Origin of the sequence: Halomonas sp. DP3Y7-2, from assembly GCF_019800795.1 — a bacterium.
Classification (GTDB): domain Bacteria; phylum Pseudomonadota; class Gammaproteobacteria; order Pseudomonadales; family Halomonadaceae; genus Halomonas; species Halomonas litopenaei_A.
In genome coordinates, this window is sequence record NZ_JAHVKJ010000007.1 from 1 (window position 1) to 19,658 (window position 19,658).

Annotated in this window: 18 protein-coding genes and 1 rRNA gene; 14 read left to right on the top strand and 5 right to left on the bottom strand. The window is 61.1% G+C overall.

Features of this window, described 5'->3' with window-relative positions; translation table 11 throughout:
* A 5S ribosomal RNA gene (gene rrf, locus KUV45_RS06950) occupies positions 1-114 on the top strand; the annotation flags it as partial.
* Positions 115-627: 513 nt separating this feature from the next.
* Here rrf and KUV45_RS06955 read toward each other — a convergent pair.
* Positions 628-1,185 (bottom strand): HutD family protein, encoded by a 558-nt coding sequence (locus tag KUV45_RS06955; RefSeq protein WP_222162536.1) that lies wholly within the window; start codon positions 1,183-1,185, stop codon positions 628-630.
* Between the two features lie 167 nt (positions 1,186-1,352).
* Positions 1,353-3,452 carry a TonB-dependent receptor family protein gene (locus KUV45_RS06960; protein ID WP_374107021.1) on the bottom strand — a complete coding sequence of 700 codons (2,100 nt, stop codon included), beginning with the start codon at positions 3,450-3,452 and terminating at the stop codon, positions 1,353-1,355.
* Positions 3,453-3,906: 454 nt separating this feature from the next.
* On the opposite strand from KUV45_RS06960, the gene KUV45_RS06965 reads away from it, so the two are divergent.
* The 3 genes from KUV45_RS06965 to KUV45_RS06975 are packed head-to-tail and all read left to right on the top strand — an operon-like array spanning position 3,907 to position 6,743.
* Entirely contained in the window at positions 3,907-4,932 is a 1,026-nt protein-coding gene (locus KUV45_RS06965; protein ID WP_206941763.1) for a TRAP transporter substrate-binding protein, read from the top strand.
* Between the two features lie 4 nt (positions 4,933-4,936).
* Positions 4,937-5,464 (top strand): TRAP transporter small permease, encoded by a 528-nt coding sequence (locus tag KUV45_RS06970; RefSeq protein WP_222162537.1) that lies wholly within the window; start codon positions 4,937-4,939, stop codon positions 5,462-5,464.
* On the top strand, positions 5,454-6,743 hold the full coding sequence (locus KUV45_RS06975) for a TRAP transporter large permease (protein ID WP_222162538.1): 1,290 nt from the start codon (positions 5,454-5,456) through the stop codon (positions 6,741-6,743). Before KUV45_RS06970 ends, KUV45_RS06975 begins: the two co-directional genes overlap by 11 nt.
* A gap of 64 nt (positions 6,744-6,807) precedes the next feature.
* Here KUV45_RS06975 and KUV45_RS06980 read toward each other — a convergent pair whose 3' ends face one another.
* Positions 6,808-7,728: a helix-turn-helix domain-containing protein gene (locus KUV45_RS06980; protein WP_206941757.1), complete on the bottom strand. Its 921-nt coding sequence runs from the start codon at positions 7,726-7,728 to the stop codon at positions 6,808-6,810.
* A 242-nt stretch (positions 7,729-7,970) separates the two neighbouring features.
* On the opposite strand from KUV45_RS06980, the gene pobA reads away from it, so the two are divergent.
* Positions 7,971-9,155 (top strand): 4-hydroxybenzoate 3-monooxygenase, encoded by a 1,185-nt coding sequence (pobA, locus tag KUV45_RS06985; protein WP_222162879.1) that lies wholly within the window; start codon positions 7,971-7,973, stop codon positions 9,153-9,155.
* Positions 9,156-9,255: 100 nt separating this feature from the next.
* Positions 9,256-10,047: an ion transporter gene (locus KUV45_RS06990; protein ID WP_206941755.1), complete on the top strand. Its 792-nt coding sequence runs from the start codon at positions 9,256-9,258 to the stop codon at positions 10,045-10,047.
* A gap of 24 nt (positions 10,048-10,071) precedes the next feature.
* Here the strand turns inward: KUV45_RS06990 and KUV45_RS06995 are convergent, their stop codons facing one another.
* Both KUV45_RS06995 and KUV45_RS07000 read right to left on the bottom strand, forming a co-directional pair.
* The gene (locus KUV45_RS06995; protein WP_206941753.1) at positions 10,072-10,431 is read right to left on the bottom strand and encodes a hypothetical protein; all 360 of its coding nucleotides are present in this window, start codon (positions 10,429-10,431) and stop codon (positions 10,072-10,074) included.
* Entirely contained in the window at positions 10,421-10,900 is a 480-nt protein-coding gene (locus tag KUV45_RS07000) for a hypothetical protein (RefSeq protein WP_206941751.1), read from the bottom strand. The genes KUV45_RS06995 and KUV45_RS07000 overlap by 11 nt, the downstream gene beginning before the upstream one ends.
* Before the next feature lie 143 nt (positions 10,901-11,043).
* Between KUV45_RS07000 and KUV45_RS07005 the strand changes: the two genes are divergently transcribed.
* The 8 genes from KUV45_RS07005 to KUV45_RS07040 all read left to right on the top strand — a co-directional run bounded on the left by KUV45_RS07005 (position 11,044) and on the right by KUV45_RS07040 (position 19,649).
* Positions 11,044-11,445, top strand: a complete 402-nt coding sequence (locus KUV45_RS07005) for a PepSY domain-containing protein (protein ID WP_224851958.1) — start codon at positions 11,044-11,046, stop codon at positions 11,443-11,445.
* 144 nt (positions 11,446-11,589) lie between these two features.
* A complete protein-coding gene (locus tag KUV45_RS07010; protein WP_206941750.1) occupies positions 11,590-12,267 on the top strand; it encodes a response regulator transcription factor in 678 nt (225 codons plus the stop codon).
* The gene (locus tag KUV45_RS07015) at positions 12,264-13,613 is read left to right on the top strand and encodes a sensor histidine kinase (protein ID WP_222162539.1); all 1,350 of its coding nucleotides are present in this window, start codon (positions 12,264-12,266) and stop codon (positions 13,611-13,613) included. The genes KUV45_RS07010 and KUV45_RS07015 overlap by 4 nt, the downstream gene beginning before the upstream one ends.
* A gap of 68 nt (positions 13,614-13,681) precedes the next feature.
* A complete protein-coding gene (locus KUV45_RS07020) occupies positions 13,682-14,635 on the top strand; it encodes a sugar-binding transcriptional regulator (protein WP_222162540.1) in 954 nt (317 codons plus the stop codon).
* 492 nt (positions 14,636-15,127) lie between these two features.
* Positions 15,128-16,510 carry a sugar ABC transporter substrate-binding protein gene (locus tag KUV45_RS07025; protein WP_222162541.1) on the top strand — a complete coding sequence of 461 codons (1,383 nt, stop codon included), beginning with the start codon at positions 15,128-15,130 and terminating at the stop codon, positions 16,508-16,510.
* A gap of 85 nt (positions 16,511-16,595) precedes the next feature.
* A complete protein-coding gene (locus tag KUV45_RS07030) occupies positions 16,596-17,486 on the top strand; it encodes a carbohydrate ABC transporter permease (RefSeq protein WP_206941746.1) in 891 nt (296 codons plus the stop codon).
* A gap of 47 nt (positions 17,487-17,533) precedes the next feature.
* Complete coding sequence (locus KUV45_RS07035; RefSeq protein ID WP_206941745.1) at positions 17,534-18,424, top strand: carbohydrate ABC transporter permease; 891 nt, start codon at positions 17,534-17,536, stop codon at positions 18,422-18,424.
* Positions 18,425-18,506: 82 nt separating this feature from the next.
* Complete coding sequence (locus tag KUV45_RS07040) at positions 18,507-19,649, top strand: ABC transporter ATP-binding protein (RefSeq protein WP_222162542.1); 1,143 nt, start codon at positions 18,507-18,509, stop codon at positions 19,647-19,649.
* Positions 19,650-19,658: the final 9 nt, after the last annotated feature.

Genomic DNA, 19,658 nt, shown 5'->3' on the forward strand with positions numbered 1-19,658 from the left:
TGACGACCATAGCGAGTGGGAACCACCTGATCCCTTGCCGAACTCAGAAGTGAAACCGCTCAGCGCCGATGGTAGTGTGGGGTCTCCCCATGCGAGAGTAGGTCATCGTCAGGCATTTACATAAGCAAAAACCCCCGACTCCGAAGGAGTTGGGGGTTTTTGTTTATGTCTGACCGATGACCCTTCCTCGCATGCGAGAGTAGGGTGAGAGCCGCCTGGACAATGCAACGCATTGTCAGGCTCGAACGGGCGAGGGATGTAAAGCCGCTTGCGGCGCCCCGAGCCCAGGCTCAAGGCCACGAAGTGGCCGCAGAGGCGTCAGGCATTTATTCAGAAGAACCCCGATTATCGAGAGATGGTCGGGGTTTCTTTATTTAAAAAGCCGCATGCATGGGCTCTTGATACGTTCAGCCGCTCTTTATTTGTGGGGCCACGCCGAATACCCCCTCGGCGTGGTCCGGCCTAAGCCTTTCCATCAATGACACGTCGATGACGGGGCTCGGAGGATAGGAGAAATCCCGATGTTGAGGTTTTCTCGGAGAAGGAAGGACTATGTCGGGAAGGTCTATCCAGGGAAGGTCTATACAAGGTTCTATGCAAGGTTCTATGCAAAGTTCTATGCAAGGCCTATGCGGTGAAGGTCGCAAGGATCAGGTCGGAGCTTTCCAGGGCGCGCAAGAAGAGTCGATCACCTGGCTCTACCATCAGCATGTCCTGGCAGTTGATGATGTCACCGTTGACCAGCTCGAGACGTCCCCGTTCCAGATAGATAGCGCGAACCAAGGCTTCCTCACGCAATAGGTGAAGCGTTTCCCGTGGTGATAGATGTTGATGGCTGATGTACCCGCGATTGCCGTAGCGAAGGATCAGATTGAAATCCCGATAGAGGCCGAAGCTCTGGGTCTGCCAAGCGCCGTCAAACGTGCTTGTCTGGAAGCGGCTCAGTCGATCGCTACGCTGCCCTTGGTGCACCAGGTGTGCTTGCCCCTCCAATACCATCAGGTGGCGCTCGTAGCCAATCAAGGGGGTGAACATGCTTTCTTCACTTTCGACCGTCGCCGTGCTCAGGCGTATGTGAAAGTCGCGTCGTGCGTAGTCACTGCCCTCGGGAGCAATGAGCAGTTCTCTTGTTGTGCCGCCAGACCATAGCCGCATGGTCACTTCTGTGGAGCGTCGGATCAGCATGGGCGGTGGAACCAGCGCAAGCTGGACCTCTTGTGACGACGTATCAACTCATCGTCTCAGTGGCCCATGTTGATGTACTTGATCTGGCTCAATAGAGCATGAGGATTCGCTCGCTTCCCAAGGGGAAACGAGCGGATCGGCATGATTTCAGAAGATGCGCGGGAGGGTTAGAACGCCAGTTCTACACCGGCATAGACAGCACGGTCAGGTGCAGGCTCGAAGTAGCGGTCGTTGCTGGCATTGATGCGGACGTTGGCATAGTGATCTTCATCAAACAGATTGCGGATGCCGAGATACGTCGACAGTGTCTGCTCACTGCCCAGACGCCATCCCTTGCCCGCCCTTAGATTGGCTAGCCAGTAGCTGTCGACGTCGACGGTATTGGCGTTGTCCGCCACCATGTCTCCTACATACTGGGTTTCCAGGGTCGCGAAGGGGCTGGTGTCACGGTCGCTGGAGCCATACCAGGTCAGCTGGTTGACCCAGGTGGTCTCGGGCAGACCTGGAAGTCGGTTGCCCTTCAGACCTGCCCCTCCCGCGCTATCAAATTCGTAGCGTGCGAGGGTCAGCGCGGTATACAACTCGAGTTGAGCAGATGGCGCCCAGCCAAGGGCGAGCTCGAGGCCTTCGCGACGGGTATCGCCGAGATTGCTGTAGAAGGTGCGGTCGCTTCCCTCGATCTCGTAAGGCACCAGTTCATCTTTCACCTCGATGGAGAACAAGGTGATGTCGTAGTCCAGGCCACTGGTCAGGGTGCCTCGCGCCCCCACTTCGCGACTCCAGCTCTGCTGTGGCTCCACGTCTGGATTGAAGCCTCCACCTGCTGGATTGGCAAACTCTGAGAAGGTAGGCGTCTCGAAGGCCGTCGAAGTATTGGCATACAGCTGGTGATTCGGGTGATAGCGATAGCTGATGCTGAGGCTGCCATTGGTATCCTCAAAGGTCCGTTGACCGCTCTGGTCGCCATCGCTGGTGAAATCGTCCTCGATGTCCAGCTCGACGCGGTCATGGCGAATGCCGGCCGACAGGGTCCATTGCTCGTCGAGCGCAAGATCACCCTGAGCAAAGATTCCCAGGCTTTCGGCAGTCTGCGTCTCATCCGCCACCTCACCGGTAATCTCACCGCTGAAGGCCACCTCCTGCCGGTGTCGATCATCTTCCTGACGCGCGGCATCAACGCCGACCATGCCGTCCAGGGCCATGCCGCCAACATGAAAGCGCTGATGGTACTCCGCGCTACCGCCGAAGTACTGCCGACGGTAGTCAATCAAGCTGTCACCGGGATAGGGCAGCTGTTGCTCGAAGTCGCGCCAGGTGCTGAACCCTTTTATATACAGCTCACCGGGACCGAACCCCAGGTCTTGGTAGAGCAGCCCGAGGACCTGCTGATCCACGTCTTGTCCGGTGTCATATTCCTCGGTGAAGCGACCCGCTTGTCGGCGATCGGCATCCACCTGTTCCGCGGTCAGGGCTCCGGGATCTTCGGCGCGCGGATTGTCCAGCAGGTTGACGATCGCTGTCAGCCTTCGTTGATCGTCCAGCTCCCGCGAAACCTTGGTGTTGAGAAGGGTCTTTTCAGCGCGGCTATGGTCGCGGTAGCCCGCCAGCTCAAGACGCGATGCATTGATGTGATAGGCCCACTCGTCATGCGTGCCGCCCGTCGACACGGACTGCTTGTTGTAGCCGTCGCTGCCAACTCCGACGCGGATGCGGGTACTGTCATCGGATCTGCCATCGCGGGTAGTCACCGCAATGACACCCCCCGACGCATTGCCGTACTGCACGGCAGAAGGGCCACGAATGACTTCAATGCGTTCTGCGCTATCCAGATCAATGGCATCCAGCTGCGCCTGACCATCGGGCAGGGTGTAGGGGATGCCATCCACCAGGACGGTGACGCCGCGCACGCCAAAAGGTGCGCGCGCGCCGAAACCGCGAATGGAGACCCTTGCGCCCTGTGCAAAGTTGTCGCGGTTCTGGATGAACACACCGGGCACCCGCACCAGAGACTCATCGATCCGTACGCGCTGCTGTCCACGCTGGATCTCCTCTTCATCGACCACTGAAATGGCCATGGGGGTCGTCAGCAGCTCGCGTGACAAACGCGAGGCCGTCACGGTCATCGTGGAACCGTCAGTGTGATCAGCCGGAGGCGCCGTGTTCTGTGGCAGGGTTTGAGCCGCGCTTTGAACAGCGGTTTCTGCCACGGCGGGAGAGGCCAGCAGCAACATCAGGGGGAGGGCAATACCCGGGCGAGGGGGAGTCATGATCGTCCTTGAGGGGAGGGCTGTATCGTTTCAGCACACAATTTTAGTGAAGCAAGCATCTAAGTACCACTTTCGCCCAAGGACTTTTGCTCAGGGGCTTTTTCTCAGGGGCATTGGCTCCAGGGCTTTTACCTCAGGGCTTTTATTCCAAGCCCTGGGCGCCGGGTAGGCGGCCGGTGTTGATGTATGTGTCGACATCTACCGCTGCCGAGAGGGACAGCGTGAAATACCTCTTGCCCGCGATACCGAGTGTCGAAAAGGGCGAGAGAAGCGTGGAGTCGCTGGGTCCTATACCAAAGTCGCTTTTCGTTCGCATTGCGGGTGGTTTACCTTCTTCAACTCAAATAACGAACGCATGTTCTCTATGCGAACATTGCCGTCATTGACGCCAGTGCAGGGAGCCACCTGTTGACGTCAGGCAGTGCCAATAACGACAACGACTGGAGGAACCCCGATGAAGACACCGCTCGCCTGCTTGATGGCAGCGTCGCTGACCGCTTTGGCATGTGCTCAGGCCCAGGCAGCGACGACACTGCGCATGGCGCACTTCTGGCCCGGGGCATCCGGTATCAATACGCAGATTTTCGAACAGTGGGCAAAGGCGGTCGAGGAGGATTCTGGCGGAGACCTGAAGGTGCAGCTGTTCCCTTCCGGCACGCTCGCCAAGGCCGATGATATCTATGAGGCGACGGTCAATGGTATCGCCGATATCGGCGCGACGGCCCAAGGGTACACGGCTGGGCGCTTTCCTCTGTCTCAGGTAGTGGAGCTCCCCGGTGTCTCCGACACTGCTGTACAAGGGTCGTGCATCTTGCAGACGCTCTATGACGACGGCCAGATCGCGAGCGAGTACGACGACACTCACGTACTGTTCATGTTCACCACGGGGCCGGGGTACATCCACACTGTCGACACCGACGTGCAAGCGCCCCAGGACCTCGCTGGGCTGCGCATTCGTCGTCCCACCGCGGTGGCGGGGGATATCCTGGAAAACATGGGGGCCAGTCCGGTAGCGATGCCAGCCCCGGACATCTACAGCTCGATGCAGCGCGGCGTGCTGGACGGCCTCAGCTTTCCCTGGGAGGGCATGAAGGGGTTTCGTATCAATGAGCTGGTGGAGTACCACACCCAGGTACCGTTCTATTCCCTGATTTTTGTTGCCACGATGAGTCAGCGCGCCTATGAGCGACTGACGCCGGAACAGCAGGCGGTCATCGATGACAACTCAGGCATGAAGTGGGCGACGAATGCGGGCCAGGTCTTCCATGCCATTGATGAAGTTGGCCATCAGGAGGCAGTGGATGCGGGGCACACCATCCGTGTGATCGACGCGCCTCTTGAGGATGCGGCTTGGGCGCCGCCCCTCGAGCAGGGCATCGACGACTATCTGAGTGGGTTGGAAGAGCGAGGCATCTCACAGGCCCAGGACGTGTATCAGGCGGCGCTTGCCGCACGAGACAGCTGTGGCTCGGTGGAGTGACATCATGCAGCGTTTGATGCTTGGTACCAGCCACTGGCTGGCGCTGCTGTGCCGTGGGCTTGGCGGTCTTTGTCTGGTACTGATGCTGGCCATCACCGTGGCGGATGTGGTCACACGCTATGCACAGCGCCTGTCGGACGGAGCCCTGTCACTCCAGGTCTTCGGCAGTGTCGAGATGGTCAGCTACCTGATGTTGTTTGCCCTGCTGGCGACCATGGCGGCCGCCGTCGAGAAAAGCCAGGTGGTGGTGGAGGCATTTTCCCATCGTCTGCCTGCGTCAATTACCGCGCGACTGCATGGCGGCTACCTGCTCGGCTTTGCGCTGTTAGGCACCGTATTGGCCAGCGGGCTGGTAGGCGCAGCCCACAGCGCGACAGAGTATGGCGAAGTCACTCAGGACCTGCGCCTACCGCTGGGGCCGATCTATCTGACAGCGGCCGTCTTGAGTGCCGTGATGGGCCTGCGCAGCCTGCTGGAGGGAGTGTTGGCCATGATCACTGGCCGTGGAGGAGAGGTTTCCCATGGCGACTGAATGGACCGGAGCGATGGGCTTGGCGGTACTGCTGGGGCTGATGATCCTGCGGGTGCCGGTGGCCCTGGCCATGCTGGTGGTGGGAGTCGGTGGTTTCGCGGTCATCATCGATGCAGGCGCCGCTGTCTCCATGCTCAAGTCAGTGCCGGTGGAGGTGCTGTCCAACTACAGCTTCAGTGCGGTCCCCATGTTCATCCTGATGGGCGTATTGGCGGCGCACTCTGGCATGGCCGGCAAGTTGTTCCAGTCGACGCGGGTCATCTGCGGCGGCTGGAAAGGTGGCCTGGCCATCGCCGCAGTGGGCTCCTGCGGAGTGTTTTCGGCCATCTCCGGCTCATCCCTGGCAACGGCCAGTACCATGACCCGTGTGGCCTTGCCAGAGATGGAGCGCTACGGCTACCACCGAGGGCTGGCCACCGGTGCGTTAGCGGCTGGGGGCACCCTGGGCATCATGATCCCTCCCAGCATTGCCCTGCTGATCTACGCCATTCTGACGGAACAGTCGGTGGGCGACATGTTCATGGCGGGCCTGATTCCAGGGCTACTAGGCCTGGTCCTCTACGCGCTCACCGTCAGCGTCGTCATGCGCGTAAAGCCTGGCCTGGCGGTGGCGGGAGAGCCGACTGGCTGGGCCGACAAGCTGGCATCGTTGGGAGGGCTGGTTCCTTTCTTTGGTGTCTTTCTGGTGATGATCCTCGGCATCTACCTGGGCGTCTTTACGCCGACAGAAGGCGCAAGCGTGGGCGCATTTGCCACCTTGCTGTATGCACTGGTCAAGGGCCTGCGTGGCGCCCAGCTGTGGGCAGCGGTTCAGGAAACGCTGGCGCTGTCCGCCGTGGTGTTCTTCATGCTGGTCGGGGCGGAGGCGCTGGGTTACTTCATTTCGCTGTCACGCATCTCGTTTTCGATCAGTGATGCGCTGTTTGCCCTGGAGCTGTCGCCCATCTGGGTGGTCCTGTGCATCTTGTTGATGTACTTCGTGCTGGGCATGTTCATGGACTCCATCGCGATGCTGGTCATCACGGTGCCTGTGGTGTTCCCGATCATTCAGGTGCTGGGTATCGACCCGGTATGGTTTGGCATCATCACCGTGCTGACGGTAGAGCTTGGTTTGATCACCCCTCCGGTGGGCATGAACGTCTTCGTGATCAAGGCCATGGCGCCGCATGTCGGGTTGGGCGAGATCTTCCGCGGCGTGTCGCCCTTTATCGTGTCTGACCTGGTGCGCCTGGCATTGCTGTTGCTGTTTCCCGTGCTGACGACGTTCTTTCTGATGTAGCCGCTGCCTTCCCATGACGGACAAGGGCCGCCTGCAGGCGGCCCTTGTCCGTCACGAGGCCCGCTCATACTTCTGGCGGCGGCGCTGCCCGCTGCTGTCGCTGACGAAAATCCTTGGGCGAGCAGCCCGTCAAGCGTTTGAAAAAACGTGAGAAATACGCCGGCTCTGAAAATCCCAGCCCATCAGCGACCTGGGCAATGGTCAGGTTGGTATAGGTGAGTTCCCGCTTGGCCTCCAGTAGTACCCGCTCATGCATCAGCGCCTGTGCTCCGCGACCGGTAAGGCGCCGACATAGTGCATTGAGATGGGCGGCACTCACGGTGATTTCCGTGGCCAGCTCGGAGACCCTGGGTTGCTGGCGAAAGCGCTGCTCGACCAGCGCCTGGTAGCGCTGTAGATGAACGTGACCCGGGTCTGGTTTTACCCCTGAGATGCGCTGAGAAGGTGGGGTGGCAGCACGTGCCGCCTCCACCGTCAGTGCCTTGGTCAGTGCATCGAGCAGGACACTGCGGTCCCGTGCCGGCCGGCGGTACTCCGCATCGATGTGACCCATCAACCCCACCAGACGCTTCCCCCCTGTGCCGAGGGGCGTTGCCCCTGCCCGGGTCCACACGCGGCTGGCCTCGGGGAGTTCGCGGCGCAGGTGGGCCAGCAATGGCGCGGCCAGCGTCAGGATGTGCCCCTGAATGCCTGGCGAGAACGTAAAACCGTGGACGCTAAGGGCCGGTACCAGAATCATCAGCGGCGCCTGGCAGGACAGGCGCTTGCCCTCGAGTTCAAGCTCCACCTCCCCTGAGGTCAGCAGCAGCAGATGGCTCAGGTCACTGTGGCGATGGGGATGGATGCGCCAATCATGCAGGCGGCTGCGTTCAGCGATGGATTCGCAGTGAATCAAGTCAGGTGTTGGCCAGCCTTGATGCTCTCCATAAAGGCTAAACGTCGGAATCGGCAGGGGGAGCTCAGAGGTGGTTGACGGCGTCTGCATGGATCACCTCGCGACGGGGCCAGCGCCCATCGACCAGAGTGGTCTGAAGTGCGCACCTGTACGACAAAAGTCAGATGAGTATCTTCGATAAGTCCAAGTAAAAGGGCTTTTCATGCCTTATTTGGCGGTGCTTTGGAGCGAAAAATATCATCACAACCATAACGTCTTCCAACCCCGCTGACGAGGCCACTGCCATGCTTGACTCGATGACTGCATCCGCCCACGAAGATATCGACGAGACGATGACGACCCAGGTGGCGATCATCGGAGCGGGTCCTTCGGGCTTGCTTCTCGGGCAATTGCTGGAGCGTGCTGGCATCGCTACCGTCATTCTCGAGCGCAAGAGCGGCGACTATGTATTGGGACGTATCCGTGCAGGTGTGCTGGAGCAGGGTATGGTCGACCTGCTGCGTGAGGCGGGTGTCAGTGAGCGGATGGAGGCCGAAGGGCTGCCCCATGAGGGCTTTGAGCTGGCCTTCGACAATCGCCGTGCGCGGGTGGACCTGGCGGCGTTGACTGGGGGACAGCGGGTCATGGTGTATGGCCAGACGGAGGTGACGCGAGACTTGATGGCGGCGCGAGAGGCGTCGGGCGCTACGACCTTCTACGAGGCGGACGAGGTAGCGCTGCACGACCTGGAGAGCGACGCTCCTAGCGTGACCTTCATCCACCAGGGTAAGTGCTACCACCTGCACGCCCAGTATGTGGCTGGCTGCGATGGATACCATGGGGTGTCACGTCGCACGATTCCTGACGAGCGATTGAAGACCTTCGAGCGGGTCTACCCCTTTGGCTGGCTTGGGCTGCTGTCCGATACTCCGCCGGTGACTCATGAGTTGATCTATGCACGCCACGAGCGGGGCTTTGCGCTGTGCAGCATGCGCTCGGTCCAGCGCAGCCGCTACTATCTCCAGGTATCACTGGATGACACGGTCGATGACTGGTCCGATGCGCGCTTCTGGCAGGAGTTGAAGCAACGCTTGCCGAATGATGTCGCTCGACAGCTGGTCACGGGGCCCTCGATCGAGAAGAGCATTGCACCGCTTCGCAGCTTTGTGGTCGAACCGATGCAATTTGGCCGCCTTTTCCTGGTGGGGGATGCGGCACACATCGTTCCTCCTACCGGAGCCAAGGGGCTTAATCTGGCGGCGAGTGATGTCAGTACCCTGTACCGCCTGATGGTCAAGGTGTTCGAGGATGGCCGCACAGACCTGCTGGAGCGCTACTCGGAGGTTTGCCTCAGGCGTATCTGGAAAGCCGAGCGTTTTTCCTGGTGGATGACGTCGATGCTGCACCGCTTTAGTGATGAGGAGACTTTCGAGGAGCGCATGCAGCTGGCCGAACTTGATTACCTGACAGGATCACGGGCAGGCTTGACCACGCTGGCTGAAAACTATGTGGGGTTGCCCTACGAAGCGCTGGAGTGAGTTGTCGTTGACGCCGAGGTGTTGCCGGCGGCCTTGCTGCTAGGCAGCCCGACATGCTTCGCGTAAGGTCAAGGATGACCCGTCCATCGACCCGAACACCATGAATCAAGAGCGTCTATCTCCGTTTCAGATCCTGATCCTGATCCTGTCCTTTTATGTTATTGGCGCCATGGCTGTGCAGGAGCTGCATGACCTGCCGCCGGAAGTCGATGATCTGATTTCCAAGCTGGACTTTGTTGTCTGTGGCTTCTTTCTCGCGGACTTTGTGATCCGTTTCAGCCAGGCAGACAGCAAATGGCGTTTCATGCGCTGGGGATGGATTGACCTGCTTGCCAGCATACCCGCCAGCTTCTTTATGGCAGGGCGACTGGTGCGGGTGGTACAGGTGATCCGGATGCTGCGTGCGATCAAGTCGCTTAGCCTGATCTGGAATTTGCTGTTCCGCAACAAGGCCAAGGGGATCTTTGCCTCGGTGGCATCCGCGACGGTGCTGCTGCTGATCTTCGGCTCGGTGGTCATCCTGGTCGTCGAGGGGCCAAATCCCGATAGCCAGATCAATACCGCTGAAGAAGCACTGTGGTGGGCGTTCGTGACGGTGACGACGGTAGGGTACGGCGACTTCTATCCGGTCACGACCCTGGGTCGTGTGGTGGCTGCCCTGTTGATGGTCGCGGGGGTCAGTCTGTTCGGTAGTTTCGCGGCGTATGTCGGTTCGCTGTTTATCGGCGATCAGGAAGACGAAACCAGCCGATTGCATCGGGCGCAGCGGGACATGTTGCGAGAGCTCGCTCGGGAAGTACGCGAACTGAAGACGGAAGTCGTGGCGTTGCGCCAAGAGCTGGCACAACGAGACGACCAGCGCGATACGCCCCGGGATGACGTCAGTCGCTGACGGTCCATCCAGGGGCGCCGTCTATCAGGATGACTTGACCTCGCATTGCCCCTCCCAGACTCGCGCTGAGTCGTGATGCGCGGCACGGCTGGTCATTCCGGGGGTGATGTCATCTGCATGGTCTGCGCGGTAGGTTTCCATGCGTTTTTTCATGCGGTGGCGGACGAAGGGCATCAGCGCCAGACCGACGAGACTCAAGGTCAGGGCCATCAGCGTCGCGAAGACCAGTGTGACCATGCCGATCAGACTGACCAGTACGAGTCGCAGGCCGCTGGGGCGCTGCGCGGTTCGGGCTTGGCGAGCGCGCTGCTGCCATTGGGACGCCGCCCTCCAGGCGGCGTTTTGCTGGTATTCGTGGGTAAAGCGCGATTGATCAGTCGTCATGCTGAACTCCAGTGACATCGAAGGTATCTCGATCAAGACGAATCTCGATCTCCTGATGTTGGGCGTCGTAGCCTTCGATCTCGATATCGCCCATACGGTCGACATCCAATGAGCCGAACAGTTCCAGGCCCGCCTGCTGTGCGGCGTCCAGGGCCTGGGAGACCTCGTCGCCACTCAGGCTCCACTCTGGGAGCTGACCCTCTCGCTGCTGCTCTCGCAGGATGCTGGCGTCGTCCAGCGACATATCGACATCAAGCCGCCAGCCGTCGTCACGCCAGCCTTCTGCCTCAAAGCGATGGCCATCGTCGACGCCGAGTTCGTCGTAGCTGGCGAAGCCGTATTCGCCGGTACTGGTCAGCAGCCGATCGAGCTCTTCGCGGCTGATGCCTCCGTCATCGGCCAGCGCCGAGGTGGCGAAAGCGCCGGTGAGGGTCAGGGCGGCCAGGCTGAGGGTAACTGTTCTGTTCATGTGCGGACTCCTTGCGCTGTTGAAGGTATGCTCACCACATGCTGCTGTCCGGTGAGTGAGGCCATCCTGTCACGGGCAACCTGTCACCAGCCTGACGTTGTCGTTCATGTTTCGTTCATCTCAGCTACTTCAGACTGTCTGCCATGAAATATGTAAAACACTCTTTAGTCGTCGCGCTGCTAGTGGCCAGCGCCCTGCAGCTGCCTTACCTGGCCCAGGTCGACGGCCTCCAGCATCTTGCCCGCCAGTCGCTCGGCGTGGGCGACGCCATGGCCGATGACGACTGGCGTAACCTGCATCAGGAAGTTCATGAAGGACGTCTGGTCGCACTGCCCACACTGCTGGACTGGCTGGATGAGCGCTACGACGGACAGGTGCTGGAAGTCGAGCTGGAGCGGGAAGATGGCGTAGCGATCTACGAGATCGAGATGGTCGGCGCCCAGGGACAGGTGGTCGAGTTTGAATTCGACGGTCGCAACGGTGAGCTGAAGGCGATTGAAGGGGTGGGCATCGACGCCATGAGACGTCAGCCTTCGGCACCTTAGCGCTCGCTTTTATCGAGCAAGCCCCTTTCTAGAGAACCCCTGACGAGTGAGACTCTGTCGATCAAGCCCCTGTCGAGCAAGCCCCTTTCTAGCAAGCCCCTTTCTAATAAGCCCCTAGCGAAACGGATGTCAGGAGACGTAGTCATGAAAATTCTACTGGTCGAGGACGACCAGGCGTTGAGTGAGGCGCTAGCGGAATCTCTCGGCGAGGGTGGGCTATTGGTGGAAGCGGCGACCAATGGCAGTGATGCGGACTTCCTGCTGCGAACCGAACGCTATGACGCGGTGATCCTGGACCTGGGACTGCCGGACGGAGACGGTACTCGCTGGCTGGCGCAGTGGCGCGACGATAGCATCGACTTGCCCGTCCTGGTGTTGACCGCCCGCGAACGCTGGTCGGACAAGGCGGCAGGCTTTTCAGCCGGGGCAGACGATTACGTCACCAAACCCTTCGAGACCGCCGAGGTGCTGTTCCGATTGCGCGCCTTGGTACGGCGTAGCCACGGTCACTCTCATCCGGTACTGAATGCCGGTGCCTTGAGTCTGGATACCCACACCGGAGCCGTGTCCGTGGCCGGACGGCCGGTATCCTTGACGGCCCACGAATCGCGCCTGCTGTCTTACCTGATGCACGCCAGGGACCGTGTGGTCAGTCGCACGGAGCTGGCTGAGCACGTCTACGATCGCGATCACGAGCCTGACTCCAACGTTATCGACGTGCAGATCAGTCGGTTGCGGCGAAAGCTGGGAAGTGAGCGCATCGTGACCCGTCGCGGTGAGGGTTATCGGCTGGTCACGCCAGATAACGAGTCTACGTCGTGAAGGCCACCACAGGCTCGCTGGCGCGGCGCCTGATTGTCGCCTCGTTGGTGCTGGTGCTGGTGATCGTGCCGCTGGTGGGAGCAGGACTCTCCTACAGCTTCCGTGAATCGGCCTCGGCGTCCTTCGACGAACGGCTGTCATCCATGCACCGAGTGCTGCTGGCCGCCCTGGAGCGGGATCCGGTCAGTGGTGAACTGATCGTCACTGACAGCCTCGGCGACTCGCGCTTTGGTCAGGTGTTTTCCGGCTGGTACTGGCAGATCAGCGATGGCCAGGGGCTGTCCCGGGGCTCTCGTTCCCTCTGGGATCAGCGCCTGCCGACGGACGGCCGTGCGGGTACCCACTGGCGCAACATCGAAGGCCCGCGAGGCCAGCCGCTGCGACTGGTGGAGCGCACCCTCACGCTGTCCCACCACCCCCATCCGGTGGTGATCAGCCTGGCGGTCAGCCGACAGGAACTGGATACCGAGGTCGCTCGCTTCGAGTGGCTGCTGTGGTTGTCCTTGCTGGCGCTGGGAACGCTGCTGCTGGCTGGCCTGGCAGCACAGATTCGTTGGGGGCTGGCGCCACTTCGCTCGCTGTACGCGGACCTGGCCGCGGTCAAGGCGGGGCAGCGTGAGCGCCTGGACACCCAACTGCCAACGGAACTTGCCGAACTTGCGGCCACCATGAATGACGTGCTCGATCATGATCGGCGCTTGATCGAGCGAGGAAGGGCAACCGCCGGCAATCTGGCGCATGCCTTGAAAACCCCGGTCAGCGTGCTGATGACGCGTGTCGAGAAGCTGCCTGCGGCAGAGCGGGACAAGATGCGACAAGAGCTTGAGCGCATCAATGCCGCGGTTCGCCATCACCTGGCGCGGGCCAGTGCTGCGGGCAGCAGCGCGCTCGCCGCCGAGGTACACGTTGGTCAGGTACTGGCGCCCGTGCTGGAGGGACTGACCCGCCTGGCGGATCGGCGGGGCGTTCGGGTCAGTATCGTGCTGGCCGACGAGCTGGCACTGCGTATCGATCCCAATGACCTGCAGGAGCTGGTCGGCAACTTGCTGGAGAACGCGATCGACTGGGCAGCATCGCGAGTGACGCTCAGCATTCAGCGTGAGTCGCGAGCGCTATGCTTGTGCCTCGATGATGACGGTCCTGGCATGAGCGAGGATGAGCGCGCCGCGGTACTGCGTCGCGGCGTGCGCCTGGACGAGCAGCGGCCTGGCAATGGGTTGGGACTGGCCATCGTGGAAGAGCTGGTAGAACTGTATGGCGGTGAACTCGCGCTTGAAGCCGCGCCGCTGGGGGGCTTGCGCGTGACGGTCAAGCTGCCGGCTGGCGCTTCGTCGGCGCAGCGCTAGGCGCGTCCATTGTGCCAGTGCGGTTGGCTTGCGATGATGCGCTAGTGGATCAGCGAGAGAGATGGCGTGTGGACAAGTTTGAGGTCAAGCTGGATCAGGCTGCCAGGGCCGCCTGGTTGTCGTATGTCGGTGGTCAGACCCAAGATGAAATTGCGGCGCAGCTTGGCGTATCTCGTCCTGGGGTTCAGCGTCTGCTGGCGTTGGCCCGGCAGGAAGGCCTGGTCAAGGTCCACATCGATCATCCGGTCGCCCATTGCACAGCCCTGTCCCAGGCGATCCGCGAGCGCTTTGCGCTCGCCTATTGTGACGTCGTGCCGGTGGCTACAGGTACGACTGACAGTGCCCCCTATCTCGCGGTAGCCGGCGCCGAGCGTCTCTCCCGCATTATCGAGCGAAGCGAGCCGCAGACGCTGTCACTAGGCTCAGGGCGCTCGATTCGCGCCATGGTGGAAGCATTGAGCCGCATCGAGCGTCCTCAGCATCGCTTTGTCTCGCTGGTTGGCAACGTGGCTCGCGATGGTTCCTCCAACCGCTATGACGGCGTGATGGTGGCGGCGGACAAGACCGGCGGCGAACGTTTTCTGCTACCGACCCCGGTGGTGGCCAGCAGCGTCGAAGAAAAGCGTGCTCTGGCCGCTCAGCCGCTGTTTCGCGCCATCGGTGAGGTGGCAAGCCAAGCCTGTGTGGCGTTTGTCGGGGTAGGGCGCATTGACCGCCAGGCCACGCTGTTTCAGGACCACTTCATCAGCGAAATCGAGCTCGAGGAGCTGCTGGCGCTCGATGCGGTGGGTGAGCTGGTTGGCTGGCCGATGGACGCCAATGGTGTCCTGATCGACTGCTCCACCAGCAGGCGGGTCACCAGCCTGCCCCTGCAGACATTGCAGCATCAGTCACTGGTGGCGGTGGCTGGCGGACGCGACAAGGGGGCGGCCATCCTGGCGGCTCTGCGAGGAGGCTGGTTGTCGAGTCTGATTACCGACGACCAGGCCGCTCGCTATATCGTGGATCGGTTAGCCTCCTGACCCTCTCTTGGTCACCCCAGTCATGTCCCCGCTGTCATCGCCCTGATGGGGCTTCCCGCCGTTGCACCGTAAACCTTTGAGTAGGGCGCATTATTCTGTGGACGCTGCCACGGGGTTTGCCCGGCAAACAGCGCAAAGCGATCAGGCCTACCGCTAAAGTCTAAGGGTCTGCGCTTTGCGTTTTCTGGTGTCCTGTTCGATCATTTGATCATTGCTTGATTTGATTGATCAGAATTCAGCGTAAGGATTCCACGCGGGTTCCATGGACCACACGCTGAAGGGTTGATCACAAGCCTATTGGTTGATCGGAAGCAGGTGAGTTGGTCAGAAGTGGATGTGTTTCATCAGAACGGGCACGTGCAGCGCAGCAGCGAACCCGATGCGCGTTACCTGCGGTACTGAGCCAATGGCTGCCGCGCTTCCGCCGCTAACCCCTGGTGGCTCTGGTCACACAACAACAAGCCCCGCAGGGGCCAATAACAGGAGTACGTCATGAAGCAGCGTCATTCTCAGCCCTACGCTAGCCGCTATCCCATCCGTTATTCCCTTCACTCTCCCGTCCGCTATCTGTCCGCGCTGGCATGCCTGTCGGGCAGCGTCCTCGCCGTCAGCGTCGGTGCCGCCCAGGCCGATACCATCACCGTTGCCACCGTCAACAATAACGACATGGTGATCATGCAGAGCCTGACCGAAGAATTTGAAAAGGCACATCCTGATATCACCCTCGATTGGGTGGTGCTGGAAGAGAACGTGCTACGCCAGCGCATGACCACGGATATTGCGACCCAGGGTGGTCAGTTCGATGTCATGACCATTGGCAGTTATGAAGCTCCGATATGGGCCGAGCGTGGCTGGCTCGAGCCACTGAACGACCTGCCCGCCGACTACCAGGTCGATGACCTGCTGGGACCGGTGCGTGATGGCCTGAGCCATGACGGCACGCTGTACGCGGTGCCGTTCTATGCAGAGAGTTCGATGCTGTACTTCCGCAAGGATCTGTTTGCCGAGGCAGGTATCGACATGGTCGAGCAGCCCACCTGGACGCAAGTGCGGGACTGGGCCGAGCAGCTCCACGACCCAGACAACGATGTCGCGGGCATCTGCCTGCGTGGCAAGCCTGGCTGGGGTGAGAACATGGCGTTCGTCTCGACCATGATCAATACCTTTGGCGGTCGCTGGTTCGATATGGACTGGCAGGCACAGATCGATAGCCCGGCCTGGCAGGAGGCTGTGTCGTTCTACGTGGACCTGCTCGACAACTACGGCCCTGCTGGAGCCAGCTCGAATGGATTCAACGAGAATCTGGCCCTGTTTTCGCGCGGCAACTGCGCCATGTGGGTCGATGCCACGTCGGCCGCGGGCAAGCTGTTCAACCCAGAGGAGTCCGAGGTGGCCGGTGAGCTCGGCTTCGCCCCGGCGCCAGTGGCCGAAACGCCCAAGGGATCCCACTGGCTGTGGTCCTGGGCGCTGGCGATTCCTACCTCCTCCGATGCCAAGGAAGCGGCACGCACTTTCGTGACCTGGGCGACCTCCCAGGAGTACGTGGCACTGGTTGGCGAGCGTGAAGGCTGGACCAGCGTGCCTCCTGGCACCCGTCAGTCTACCTACGACCATCCCAGCTATGTCGAGGCCGCACCTTTCGCCAGCTTCGTGGTCGACGCGATCCGCAATGCCGACCCCTTGGACTCGAGCCTCGAGCCCAATCCCTATGTCGGGGTCCAGTTTGTCGGCATCCCTGAGTTCCAGGCCATTGGCACACAGGTCGGCCAGATGGTGGCCTCTGCGTTGACCGGCGATACCAGCGTCGAACAGGCGCTGGCGGCAGCGCAGCGTGCAACGGAGCGCACCATGGCACGAGCGGGTTACACCGACTGATACATGCACGCGGGCCGGCCGTTCGGCTGGCCCTAGGCCTTTCCACCCGGGACGCCGTCCCGGGGCTCGAGCAGGCATGACCCTTATGAACAAGAATCGAACTTCCGGACGTACCGTCGGGGGCTTGAGAACCCTGTCGCTGCAGGCCCCGGCTGTCACTCTGCTGTTGCTGTGGATGATAGTGCCGCTGGCGATGACCATCTGGTTCTCGTTTCAGCGCTATAACCTGCTGATGCCCGGCATGACCGGCTTTGCCGGCGTCGAAAACTACGAATACCTGCTGACAGATCCGGCGCTTTGGTCGGCGATGGGAACGACGCTGCTGCTGGTGGGATGGGTGCTGGTCATCACCGTGGTCGGCGGCACCTTGCTGGCGGTGCTGTTCCAGCAGGAGTTTTTAGGACGAGGCATTGCCCGGGTGCTGGCCATCTCGCCGTTCTTCGTGATGCCGACGGTCAGCGCGCTGGTGTGGAAGAACATGATGATGCACCCCGCCAACGGCGTGCTGGCCTGGTTGGCGGAAAGCCTGGGACTGCCGGCCCTGGACTGGTTTTCCAGCCTGCCGCTGACCTCCATCATCATCATTGTGTCGTGGCAGTGGCTGCCCTTCGCCCTGCTGATACTGCTGACCGCCATGCAATCACTGGATGACGATCAGGTCGAGGCGGCGCGCATGGACGGCGCGGGGCCCCTGGCCATCTTCTTCTACATCACCCTGCCTCACCTGAAGCGCGCGATCAGCGTGGTCGTGATGATCGAGATGATCTTCCTGCTGACCATCTTCGCCGAGATCTTTGTGACCACATCCGGGGGACCGGGGCTGGCGACCACCAACCTGGCGTATCTCATCTATATCCGGGCGCTGCTCGACTTCGATGTGGGGACCGCGTCAGCCGGTGGGGTTATCGCCATCATTCTGGCCAATATCGTTGCCATCTTTCTGGTGCGAATGGTCGCCAAGAATCTCGAACAGTAGCGCCTTCTGCGCCTGTCCGACCACCCTACGTTCATGAGGTGCCTGCCATGACCACGTCTCCCTCCACTGCCTCGGCCATTCGCTCGGCCCCGGCCGCTGCCGAGCGGGGCGCCGCCGCGCAACGCGCCCAGCGCTGGCGCAAGCTGGGTATTACCCTGCTGGGCTGGGGTGTGGCCCTGACGATCTTCTTTCCGATCTTCTGGATGATCCTTACCGGCTTCAAGACCGAGGCCGAGGCAATTGCCGACCCCAGTCTGATCTTCACGCCGACCCTGGACAGCTACGTCGAGGTTCAGGAGCGTGCCGACTACATCAAGTTTGCCTGGAACAGCGTGGTGGTGTCGTTCGGTTCGACCTTGCTGGCACTGCTGATCGCGATTCCTTCTGCCTACGCCATGGCGTTTCTGCCGACCAAGCGAACCAAGGGCACGCTGCTCTGGATGCTGTCGACCAAGATGCTGCCGTCGGTCGGTGTGCTGGTGCCTATCTACCTGCTGTTTCGTGATATCGGCCTGCTGGATACCCGCCTTGGCCTGACCATCGTCTACACCTTGATGAATCTGCCGATCGTGGTGTGGATGCTTTACACCTTCTTCAAGGATCTGCCCAAGGACATTCTCGAGGCAGGCCGCATGGACGGCGCAGGCACCCTTCAGGAGGTCTGGTATCTGCTGCTGCCGCTGACGCTGCCGGGAATCGCTTCCACCGGCCTGCTGTCGGTCATCCTGAGCTGGAACGAAGCGTTCTGGAGCCTCAATCTCACCACCTCCCAGGCGGCGCCGCTGACCGCCTACATCGCGTCGTTCTCCAGTCCCGAGGGCCTGTTCTGGGCCAAGCTGTCGGCGGCCTCGACCATGGCCATCGCGCCGATTCTGATCTTTGGGTGGTTGACGCAAAAGCAGATGGTGCGCGGCCTCACCTTTGGTGCGGTCAAGTAGTCGCGGTGGCAACGACTCGATGCGATATCAGTTTTTTGCGGTGGCGTTGTGACGCCCCGAACGGAACAACGAGGATAACAAGATGGCGACACTCAACCTCCATCAGGTCACCAAGAGCTTCGGCGATACCCACGTCATCAAGGGCGTCGACCTGGTGGTCAAGGATCAGGAATTTGTGGTTTTTGTCGGCCCTTCGGGCTGTGGCAAGTCGACGCTGTTGCGCATGATCGCGGGACTCGAGAGCACCAGCGGCGGCGACATCGTGATCGATGACCAGCGGGTCAACGAGCTTGGCCCGGCAGAGCGTGGGCTGGCCATGGTGTTCCAGAGTTATGCGCTCTACCCCCATATGACGGTGGAAGACAATATGGGCTTCAGCCTCAAGCTGGCTGGCGTTTCTCAGCAGGAGCGTCGCCAGAAAGTCCTTGAGGCGGCAAAGATTCTGCAGCTTGAGCCGCTGCTGGAGCGCAAGCCCAAGGCACTGTCCGGCGGCCAGCGCCAGCGGGTCGCCATCGGCCGCGCCATCGTCCGCAATCCCAGCATCTTTCTGTTCGACGAGCCGCTGTCCAATCTGGATGCGGCGCTGCGTGTGCAGATGCGTATTGAGCTGGCGCGCCTTCACGAAGAGCTCAAGGCGACCATGATCTACGTGACCCATGACCAGATCGAGGCCATGACCATGGCCGACAAGATTGTGGTCCTGCAAGGCGGCGAGGTCGAACAGGTGGGATCCCCGATGGAGCTGTATCACCATCCGCGCAATCGCTTTGTGGCGGGTTTCATCGGTTCGCCCAAGATGAATTTCCTCAAGGTCGAGGCTCGCTCCTCGGATGCCCAGGGAGTGACGGTCACAGTACCGGGGGGCGAGAGCGTCAAGGTACCCGTGGAAGGCGACGCCATCACCGCGGGGCAGGCACTCGAGCTGGGCATCCGCCCTGAGCACCTGATGCTGGATGACCAGGGTCCGCTGGCGGCCAGGGTCAGCGTCATCGAACGCCTGGGCGGCCAGACGTCGCTGTACGTGGAGATGGATGGCGAACTGCTGACGCTGATGGTGGACGGCGATGTCGGCCACCGCGTGGGTGATCGGATTCGCTTCGGTTTCGCACCGTCCCGAGCCCACCTGTTCGATGAGCAGGGGCTGGCGCTTGCCGGCCTGGAACGCCACCCGCTGGCCTCGCTGACCCGTCAGGATAACCGCGCTGCCAGTACCGCTGACGCGTGAGGAGCCGCT